Source organism: Mucilaginibacter sp. 22184 (assembly GCF_052045695.1).
In the GTDB taxonomy this organism is placed as follows: domain Bacteria; phylum Bacteroidota; class Bacteroidia; order Sphingobacteriales; family Sphingobacteriaceae; genus Mucilaginibacter.
In genome coordinates, this window is sequence record NZ_JBQEPI010000020.1 from 1 (window position 1) to 10,372 (window position 10,372).

Annotated in this window: 9 protein-coding genes; 2 read left to right on the forward strand and 7 right to left on the reverse strand. The window is 43.2% G+C overall.

Annotation, left to right across the window (positions count from 1 at the left end; all coding sequences use genetic code 11):
- From ACTJKG_RS27630 to ACTJKG_RS27640, 3 genes are all read right to left on the reverse strand, one after another.
- Positions 1–188, reverse strand: a 188-nt coding sequence (locus ACTJKG_RS27630) for a hypothetical protein (RefSeq protein ID WP_440741018.1), incomplete at its 3' end; no start/stop codon positions are given.
- 29 nt (positions 189–217) lie between these two features.
- Positions 218–3,226, reverse strand: a complete 3,009-nt coding sequence (locus ACTJKG_RS27635) for a hypothetical protein (protein WP_440741019.1) — start codon at positions 3,224–3,226, stop codon at positions 218–220.
- 51 nt (positions 3,227–3,277) lie between these two features.
- Entirely contained in the window at positions 3,278–4,012 is a 735-nt protein-coding gene (locus ACTJKG_RS27640; RefSeq protein ID WP_440741020.1) for a hypothetical protein, read from the reverse strand.
- Positions 4,013–4,600: 588 nt separating this feature from the next.
- Here ACTJKG_RS27640 and ACTJKG_RS27645 point away from each other — a divergent pair.
- Entirely contained in the window at positions 4,601–4,759 is a 159-nt protein-coding gene (locus ACTJKG_RS27645) for a hypothetical protein (RefSeq protein ID WP_440741021.1), read from the forward strand.
- Between the two features lie 133 nt (positions 4,760–4,892).
- On the opposite strand, the gene ACTJKG_RS27650 is transcribed toward ACTJKG_RS27645, so the two are convergent.
- A complete protein-coding gene (locus ACTJKG_RS27650) occupies positions 4,893–5,021 on the reverse strand; it encodes a hypothetical protein (RefSeq protein ID WP_440741022.1) in 129 nt (42 codons plus the stop codon).
- 127 nt (positions 5,022–5,148) lie between these two features.
- Between ACTJKG_RS27650 and ACTJKG_RS27655 the strand changes: the two genes are divergently transcribed.
- Positions 5,149–5,484, forward strand: coding sequence for a helix-turn-helix domain-containing protein (locus tag ACTJKG_RS27655; protein WP_440741023.1), 336 nt, complete (start codon positions 5,149–5,151; stop codon positions 5,482–5,484).
- Between the two features lie 446 nt (positions 5,485–5,930).
- On the opposite strand, the gene ACTJKG_RS27660 is transcribed toward ACTJKG_RS27655, so the two are convergent.
- The 3 genes from ACTJKG_RS27660 to ACTJKG_RS27670 form a co-directional block, all read right to left on the reverse strand.
- Positions 5,931–6,464: a DUF7674 family protein gene (locus ACTJKG_RS27660; RefSeq protein ID WP_172338422.1), complete on the reverse strand. Its 534-nt coding sequence runs from the start codon at positions 6,462–6,464 to the stop codon at positions 5,931–5,933.
- 5 nt (positions 6,465–6,469) lie between these two features.
- Positions 6,470–6,880 (reverse strand): hypothetical protein, encoded by a 411-nt coding sequence (locus tag ACTJKG_RS27665; RefSeq protein ID WP_440741024.1) that lies wholly within the window; start codon positions 6,878–6,880, stop codon positions 6,470–6,472.
- A gap of 6 nt (positions 6,881–6,886) precedes the next feature.
- Positions 6,887–10,372 (reverse strand): DUF6443 domain-containing protein (locus ACTJKG_RS27670; RefSeq protein WP_440741025.1); only part of this gene is annotated, 3,486 nt, incomplete at its 5' end.

A 10,372-nucleotide genomic window follows, 5' to 3' on the forward strand; every position in this document is an offset into this window, starting at 1 on the left:
AAACTTAAACTGCTCCCCGGTGCTGCCGTAAAGCTAAAGCCCGGGCTCAGCGTGATACTGCTGTAACTGAAATACGAACCTGCTGCCGGCGTACCCGTCATCGGGGCGGTGACCTGCGTCTGCGCTTTTATGCCTATGGCTAAAAGCTGCAGGCTTAAGCCCATAAACAGGATCTTGATATGATTCATCGTGATAATGTCTTTGTAGGTTGCTTTATTTATTGTCCCTGGTAGTGATAGTCCATGTGTTTCAGAATGTTCCCGTCTTTATCCTTTACATTCATCAGCCGCTGGAAACCATCATATTCGTAATACGTCGTCTCGCCTTTGGCATCTGTCATGCTTGTCATACCTATCAGGGGATCGTAGGTATAGGTTGTCACTTGAGCGTTCTTTAAAAGAGCAGAATTCCTCAGTGGCAATAAAAAGTTAATAACAGCGGCATCAGTAGGATTCGTATTATCCCGAAACGACTTAACAGCGGTTGCTCCGCCCAATACACTTTCAACATCATTATAAGTGGCATTCGTGATCTCAGCAATTGGATACTTCCCGTTGTAAGTCCATACATAAACTGTACTGCTTCCGAATTTTTGATGTTTTTGCAACAGATTCAATTCGTCATCATATTTATCAAAAATATACCGTGTCCGATAACGTCCGTCATTCACAAATGTACCCGATTGTATCGCAGATGGTGTAAAATCGGTTAAAGAAACAGCGCTTTCAACTAACATGATGCTATCAGCGGTTGCTGTTAACGGATTGTAGGCTAATAACTGGGATGAGATCAAACGTTTATTTGTTCCAGCAACAGCGCTACGGTACTGGCTTCTTTCTACGGGTGTAATTATATTTTTGCCGTTCATATTGACAATGCCTTTCCATATGTCACCAACCGGATTGGCTGACGTATAGTCACTGGGATATTTGGTTTCAACAATTAACTTTTCGTCCTTACTCAAAAAAGTTTCCGTTCGTGTAGGTTGTAAATGCACAAGATTATCATAAAACAATTTAGTTTCAGTCGTAAGGGTATTACCTGAATCGTCCCAGGTTGTTTTAGTCTGATCGATTGGCAATTCAACCGCCGTTTCAATTGGATAATCTTTTACGAAATATATTATGTATGGACCTCCTTGTTGCGTATTGGTTAGGATATAACTTTCCTCGGCTGTCCGGAAACTGTTACCGTTATCATCGTAAGGTATTTTGATATTCCTGAACATCCTGATCTGAGGGATGCTTAGATAATTAAAGGTCTGATAGCTTGTTCCTTCCTGTTCAATTTTAAAATAATCATTTTGTTGGCTGCGGTACTTGAAAACTTCTTTATAGGTCAGTTTACTGTTAGTCCAATATTTTTCCCTAAAAGACTTGGGCGGGTTACTGCTGAAGTCAAATTGTGGCAATGAATAGTGATATATTGTTTTACCCAAACTGGCACCTAGCGCCGATTGCTGGTATTCCGTTACTGCCGAATAATAGATGGGCTTTTGATATGCTTCGGCCATTCCCGCAACCGGATTGGTGGTATAGACCCGTTCCCGGTGAGAGCCCACAAAACAGGTTGAACAGCCACCACCGCCGCTTTGATAATCCAGCACCGTTTGATCTGACCGGAAATCCATCGGGTCTGGCTGACAAGGTAAAAAACCATTCCCGTTTTCATTTTCACCGTATTTGAAATATCTGGTCAGTTTATTAACTCCGGAGCCGTCGTCGGATATAATCTTTTGTATTCGGATACCGGGTCCTTCGGTATTGTTTCCATAATAATTGGGTTCGTAATCAAATTCTGTACTTCCTCCCGTAGGATAGGTAATTGTTTTCAGCATCCCGCTTACTTTGTTAGGAAACGCAGGCGTTTTACAGTTGCTGCAACCATATCCGGCAACCTCAACCGACTCTTGCCCCTGGGATATATCTACCGGGAACTTATTGCCATTTGAATTGACATAGCCCCACCAATCGCAAGTTGTTATGTATTTGAACGCTTGGTCAGAATTAGTGAGCTGATTATCATAATAGGTTAAACTATATTTATCAGCAACATTATTATTGACATCCGTTTTATACACCGTACTTAAAGAGACCGCATTATTATTTGAAAGATTGCTCAGTGTTCCGGGAGTAGCGACATAGGTAAAATTTGACTTTTCCGTTAAATTATTATTCACGTCGACAATACTGATATTGTTTAATAACAGATTGGTATTATCATAGCTGAGATTAACTTTGCCCTCAGAAAAAGTAATGGTTTGCAGATAGCAAATCATGTAACTCCTGGTGGAGTAATTGCTGGTAACTGTGCCATAACTGGTGCCTGTTGAATTATTTGAAGCGGTATAAATCTTATCACGGTAAAGCAGCACAGAAGACGAACTATAGGGAGATACGATATTGTCGCCAGAAGCATCTGTCCACCTGTTTACATAGGCAAAAGAAATGTTACGTCCTGATGGTAAGGTTATCCTGGAAAGATACAATCCCGTCAGGTAATTACCCTGAAAACCATCGATAGTTAGCGTGGTATACTCATTTGAACTCGAATTAATGTCAAAATTATAGATAATACCATTGGGGTCAGTTATCACAAACGGGCCGTTTCTTGAACCAGATATCTTTAAATTGGTGAATGTTAACGGGACAATTTTACCAGATTTATCGATAATAAACTTCCCCGAAATACCATTAACATTATAGCTATAAATATCATGTTCCGCATCTCCGCGAGATGCCCTGCCTACACCCGGCGGATTGGGTATCATCATATCAACTGGCCTGAGGGTATTATACATCGAAATAACTCCCTGTGTATAATCCGGATTGTTGGATACCTGATCCACTGTCATTTCCAACCCGTTGTTATATAAATCATCAGGGCGTTCACGGATTTCCCTGGAAATATAGCCAGTGGCATTTAATGCCCACCCTACCCCCATGGATGAAAAGTCCAGCGCACTCCTTCTGCCCGATGCATGAAAATTAATATTGATCGGGAAACTGAAACTCCCCTGCCGGATGGTGTAAACGGGGATGCTAATTTGGGCCAGACCCATAGAATAGTCTACCGGATAATCACCAAACCGCTGAAAGGTGGCCATTGCCGGGGATAAAGGAATAATCTTGCTGTTAAAGTCAGGAGCAGACGATTGAGCCAAAGACTGGATAGCCAAGAGTGTAACAACCGCGTAAATGGCAGCATATTTAGATAAATAATTCATTTTTAAAAAAAAATTAAATGGCGTACTCGATAAACATACCTCGTTTATAGTCTACCTGCCAACAGGTTTTTTCTCTTTATGGCCTAATAAACTGTTCAATTGATCAATTTGCATTTGCTGCAAATTCTGATTTTTCTTAAAACGCTCATTTTCTTCCTTAAGCTCAATTAGATACAAAGTCAGCTCCTCGACTTTCTTCATCAACAGTTTATTCATTTCACCCAGATTCAATCCTTCCTTAGCAATTTGCTCCTCAGATGGAATTTCCGGTAAATGTTGATGCTGATCGATGTAGGCTTTAATTTCTTGAAGCGATGGCAATTGATAATCTTTCTTGAAAACATAATCAGGCCAGTTACCAACTGCTTTAACGGTCACGGAGGTAGCTATGACGCTTCCGTTTACGGCCAATTTATATCCTTTAGGGTCTGTAGTGCCAATAGATAGATTTCCGGCATTGTCTAATCGCATTTGCTCTGAAAAACCGTCATTTGGTAAATCGTACTTTCCAAAACTAATATGATTCGTGCTTGATGCGGCACCAAATATTCTAAATTCAAAAAGCCCCTGCCCAAAGCCACTGGCATCAGCACCAGAATCATAAATAAACAGTTTTTTATTCCCGGTAGGTATCCCAAGAGACAGTTTCGCGGACGGTGTCTGTGTCCCGATACCGACATTACCAGTGTTACTGTTGTAAATATTTGTCCCGTTGGTTAACCATTGGGCATGCAATAATGATGAAAAGCTCAAAAATAGAGATAGTGAGAGAAATAGTTTCTTCATGATGTAAAGGGTTGAAAGTTTGATTAAGAATGAATACCCAAGATCAATCTGTATTAGATCGGTACTAACGTGTTATGGAAAGAATAAAATGCAATTTAAATGAGGCCTTCAGAAGGCTAAGAGCTGGGGATTTCTTACTGTGATAATTTAGTCATATACTATTGTTCAGGTGCTTCAAATATAATTATTTATCAATTCAAACAAATAGCCTTCAATAATATTTAACATCTTATTTAAAACAATTGTTAATATTCTCTGCGAGCCGCCTGCGAACAAAACCGTCTGTGGAGGGAGAGCTTAAAAAGCGGCTTCACAGAATGCTTCACAAGAAAGTGGCGGAGTGTTTGATAAATGGCTGGTGGGAGAGAACTCAAACGGTGTGACACTTTCGAAGCGGTTTGCGAGAAGCAGGTGAGCCTAACATGAGACCCGATTGAGTTTAATTGTATGGAGCGTAGCGGAATGCTATTAAAGACAGAGAAAGGTTTCGTGATGCACGACTTTGCGATCTCAAATAGCATGACAGGGTGAGAGTGTAAGCATTATGAAGTACTGCACATTTTAAGATGGTGGTTATAGAGTAATAGCATGTGCAATAAAAATGTGCGGACTGATAGTGCTATGGCAAAAGAAGCCTGGCGTGATATTATGATGAGCTTAAGAGTTCAGAACACCGATGTACCTGCTGCCACGTACTATTTTAATGTAACCCATCAGTTCCAGTTCTCTAATTCGGTTATCAGCTAACTAATGACCAGGTTTACATCTTCCGTACTTACGTCCAGTGTTTCTGCTGATCGGTCTATAAGCTGAGCTGTTTGGATATGGTTGTATAGATCAAGGCTATCCCGAAAGGTAACCTGTTTGTTATCTGTACAGATCATCTTAGGGTTACTTTCAGTCTGTCCAGCCCGGTTAGTTTAATACCACCCAGAATAGTGATATGCAGCTTACCTGCAATGTAATACAGCAGTTCGGGGTTGTCTGTGAGTAGCTTGTCCTTAATCATCTATTTAACCTTTACGATGCAAATACACTTAATAGGTCAATTAATAACAAACCGAATTGAGTATTTATACTATCATTTAAGTTGTCTTTACCTAGAAGCTACCTTTAAGGGTAGAAACATTACGATCATGATGACTTTTGGCAACCGTTTAACTTCAATCAGGAAAGAACGTAAGGTATCACAAAGCGATTTAGGTATTAAAGCCGGAGTGCATGCTAACCTAATAGGTAGATATGAGCGTGATGAAGCTATACCTTCTGTTGAAGTTGCCGGTAAGATTGCCGATGCTCTAAGCGTGTCATTAGACTATCTTGTGGGCAAAGCTGATAAGCAGATAGATCAAGCTCTATTAGATAAAATATTAACTATCCAACAGCTTCCTGACGAAGACAGAGAACATATCATGTACGATATAGATGGCTTTATCCAACATGTTAAGACTCGAATAGCTTATAAAAAATAATGCCCAACCGATGTGGTTGGGCTTGTGCTATGTTTATTTGGCCAGTGAACCAAAGTATAACGCTCGCGGTGGTTGGGCTATTTTATAACTGTATCTTTATAATTCTTTTCAAATATTTGTTCTCCATTATTCCAAATCCCCCATGCTCTTTTGTTTGTTGGATTCCATTTATCGATATTTATCAATTCTTCGTCTGTAGGATTATATTCCTTCTGTTGAGGTTGCCGGTAAGATTGCTGATGCCTTAAGCGTCTCGTTAGACTACCTGGTAGGGAAAGCCGATAAGCAGATAGATCAAACTCTCTTAGATAAAGTATTATCTATCCAGCAACTACCCAATGAGGATAGAGAGCACATCATGTACGCCATAGATGGCCTCATTCAACATGCTAAGACAAGGCTAGCTTATAAAAAGTAAAAGCCCAACGCTTGGTTGGGCTTTAGGTCTATAAATCCTCTAAGAATTTGTTTAGCTTACTATTCTGCGATTGAGAGGAGTTGTACTTATGTATATCCTCGTAAGCTTTTTTTAGCTTGTGAGGTAACATCTTCTCAACATTGCTTCCTTTAGGTATAATTAAATGCCCTAAATAAGATATGTACAAAGCGTTTTCTACTTTTTGTACGACTTTATCGATCATCTGATTGACAAAGTCAAAGGACAAAGATACCCGCTGTAAATCGTTGTTGTTAATACTCTCCTGAGTGAACCTTTTAAAACAACTTACTTGCAGTGTTAATAACCCTTCATAGTCTTCGTCTAGTACTTCCTCGCTTATCTCAGGAAATTTATTGACTAATAAGTTGACAAACTCCTTTTCGCTAATTTTATCGCTCATTTGCTGCTTTGGTGTGTGCTTACTTGTCCTGTAAACCACAAGCGGGACGCTTGCGATAGCCGAGGTAACAACTGTAGTGGGCGCACCACTTGTAACGATAGGAGTTTGTCCATTTAATTCAGCACCGTCAACGGTCGCCAACGAGATTAAATTGCAATACTCCACCAGTTATCGATCTTTTTTGACTCCAGCAATAATTGGGGAAACTCCCCCCAAATTATACTTTTAGGCCAGTTATAATTAATTTTATATTTTGATAGTTGAACTTGATCGACCTGAAGATCTCTGGCTTTTGCAATAAAAGTTTCGTTTTTTTTGTTAAGTTGGATTAGGTTCGATAATTCAGCCCAACTTTCCTTTATTGTATTAGTTTCTATTATATTTCTTAATTTGTCATGCCCTCTTAAATACTTTATATTTAAAAAAAGATACACCTTATCTTCTGTATTCGGGTCAAGCGCCAGGATCGTACAATAATAGACTGTATCATCGTTAATACAAAACGCCTTTATAATATCATCATACCATTCAATAATCTGGATTTCACTAAATATCATGTTTTATTACTTTTTTGGTTTAAATAAATTATTAAACCACTCTGTTGCCTCATCGGTTACCGGTTTAGGTAAAAAGACGGTGTGATGTCTCGGATCATTCCCGGTTTGTTCCACTTTAAATACTTTTTCAACCTCTTCCTTACTCGCGGTTCTGGCATCCAAGTTACCAATCTTTCCACTTTTGGAAAGGCGTGTTGAAACTCCATGCGGAAACCCACCTGCCTCCGCTTTTGCAGCATCTTTAGCCAAAGCTGTCTTGGTCTCTGCTTCCGGACCAAACCTAATTAGTATATTTTTAGCCTCTTTGCCTGCGGTTGCTTCCGTTACTGTTTTGGCAAATAATGTTTTCGCTTGCCCAACTTCTGGTATAACCATGGCAGCGTCGCCAGCTGTGCTTAAAGCCTGACTTCCTACTTCTCTAACCGTTTTTGGTAGCGCTTCTTTGTATATCTCGGTATCAAAGGTTTGCTGGCCATTTACCGTTTTATATCCCAATCTATATGGCGATCCGACCTGCCTGTTTAATGTATTAAAAAGACCGTATACTGCATCGTGAATAACTGTTTTAACTAGCCTCGCAGCAAAATCGCCATTCATGACAGGATCATCATCCCCATCTGGATATCTCCCATCCGGGTCAGTTAATCTAATCGGGTTTCCAAATACATATCCATATGGGGTAGTACTTTCCTGTCCTACTTCAACCAATGGATCCACACTCGTCCACCTGGCAATCACCGGATCATAGAACCTGGCACCGTAGTCATATAAACCCAGGTTCTCCTGCAGCTCCTTCTTATTGTAAAGATACTCATTTTTAGGGCTCGCTGTGCTTGTGTTGATCTCCATCCCAAAGGCATAGTAATCATCTACCTGTACCTGCCGGGCTGTTCCCGTTCCCGTATCAAAGTTCACCCGGCTATTCCCCAGGTGATCGGTTAACGTGTATTCATAGTTGTAACTGATGGCGTCTTTAGGCAATGTCCTCCCCTCTTCCGTCTGGATAAAGCTGATTGTGGATGACGCCGCTGTGCCGTCATACTGGATACCGGAGATATAATCCGTCTTGGCTGTACTGATCAGCCTGCTTAGTTTCTGCCCGGTAGCATCATAGGTATAGGTCGTGCTCTTGCCCGTGATCGTCTGCGGCAGGTTCAATAGGTTATAGGCAATATTACTGATCCCTTTGCTGTTGTCACTGATCAGGTTACCGTTACCATCATACGCATAGCTGGCTATCCCGCTTTTCTGACCCGCATTGTTCGTCGTCGCATCCGTTACCGCCTGTAACTGGCTGCTCCCCGTCGGGTACGTGTACGTCAGCTGATCGATCAGCGTGCCACCCTGGTAGCGGTTTAAGCCCGTGATATTCCCCAGCTGATCATACGTGATGTTGTTCTCATCGTTCCCCGTTGATGCCGTCGCCGCCGTTAACCGGTTCAGCTGGTCATAGGCATACGCGTAATTCTTAGTCAGGTTACCCGGTGTTCCCCAGTACTGGTAGGCGATGTTGCCGTTATATTGTTTACTCGTCCCGGTATTGTAATACAGCTGCTCGGCAAACAGCGGCGCGCTGCTGGTATTCAGCCAGCCACGTTCATTATAGCTATAGGTGACCGTTTGTTTGAAGGTTGTGCTATCCGTACTGTGCAGGTTCTTTCTCCATACCTGTCCCAGTTCGTTATACTCTGTTTTCGACAGGATCGGGTTTGTATCTGCCGCCTGGCCCCCGTTCTGGATCTGCTCCCTGGTCGTCAGCTTCCTCCCCATATGGTCATAGCTGTACTGGTTGATGATCGTCAGTTTGGCTGTGCCGCCTGTAGCCACGGTAAAATGTCTTCGGTTGGTGCTGGTCACCTGGTCATTGAAGTTATACGTGTTTAACACCACATCGAAGTTGCCCGCGTTTACCGTACCACCCAGGTAGTGTTGTTTATAGCTCCGGATGTTCCTGCCTTTATCATCATAATAATTGACATCCCAAAGCGTGTCCGGCTTATCGTTGGCAATCGTGTTCAGTACCGTCGTTATACTCGCGGTCAGCAGACCTTTGGTCATGGTACTCACGCCATTGGTTACCAGGTAACCTGCCGGAAGATTAGGGACATTATAATCATCATAATAGTTTACCGTTAACCGCTTGCTCAGTACCGGGTAACTGCCCAGCACGTATCCTGTGGGATTGGCCGTGGTATTATTCGTCTGGTCACGGGTGTCCCATTGGGGTTTGGCATAGATACTGTCCTGCAAACTTTTTAACGTTTTAGCGGAGCCCGCGTTCCATAGTCCGGTGATAATTACCCGGCCCAGCGCGTCGTATTTGCTTACCGTCCATTGGTTGCCTTGTCTTTGCAGGCTATCCTGGCTCAATACAGGCTGGTCCAGACGGTTATATACCGTAAACTCCCAGCCCTTGCCCGGGATCTTCTTTTGCGTCAGCCGGTTCCGTTCGTCATAGCGGTACTGGTAACACAGGTTATTCAGCAATACCGATGAAGGTAAGGCGATATCCGCCAATGCCCTGGGCGGCAATACAAAGGCCAGGTTACCCAGGTCGTCATATACATAATACGTCGACAGGATCTGCAATCCGCTTTCTGATCCGTTAAACGTCCGTTTCAATATTACATGGCCCTCTTTGTCTTTATATTCTTCCGTCGTTCCGCTTCTGCCGCTTACCCAGTTCTCATCTTTGCTGACCGTTACATACAACTGCCCCGCTTTATAATAATTCCCCTGGCCATTCCCTAATACCAGCGTCCGGCTGCCGTTGGCATTGATCGTGGCCGTATACAGCATTGCCAGCATCGTACTTCCGGTATTGGAAAGCGGGGTCTCGTTATTGGTCGTGTACCCTATCTTCTGCGTATGCCCCGCTGTACTGTTCGCTACCGGCTGCCAGTCTGCTCCCGGTGCCCCCTGTTCTATCACCCGGTTCAGGGGTGAGGGCTCGAAATTCGTGATGGCGAAAGGGCTGTTGGTCGCTGTCACTCCCGAAGGCGGCGCCGTATAGAACTGGCTTTGGGCTCCGCTCAGCGCGTCTGGTTTGTAACTCCCGTCATTACTCCCTGGCGTTACATAGGGCAGGTATTTCTGCGCTTCCCGCCCGAACTGGTCATAGGCGAAGGGCTGTACCACATCACTACCCAGAGGGCTCCCTTTTACCTGCACCGTTTGCAAAGGCCTCCCCAGGCCATCAAAGTATTGTACCGTCTGCATCAGTTCGCAACTGCTCCGGTTCGCAAAGTCACCGGAGTTCGGCGTTGCCCCTACTGTTCGCATCCCACCAACACGGGGCGTACTCGTGACAATATAGTTCTGGTTCTGGTTAAAACTGTTCGCCAGTTGCTGGCAATCCGGGTTGGCGATATACAAACTTAAACTGCTCCCCGGTGCTGCCGTAAAGCTAAAGCCCGGGCTCAGCGTGATACTGCTGTAACTGAAATACGAACCTGCTGCCGGCGTACCCGTCATCGGGGCGGTGACCTGCGT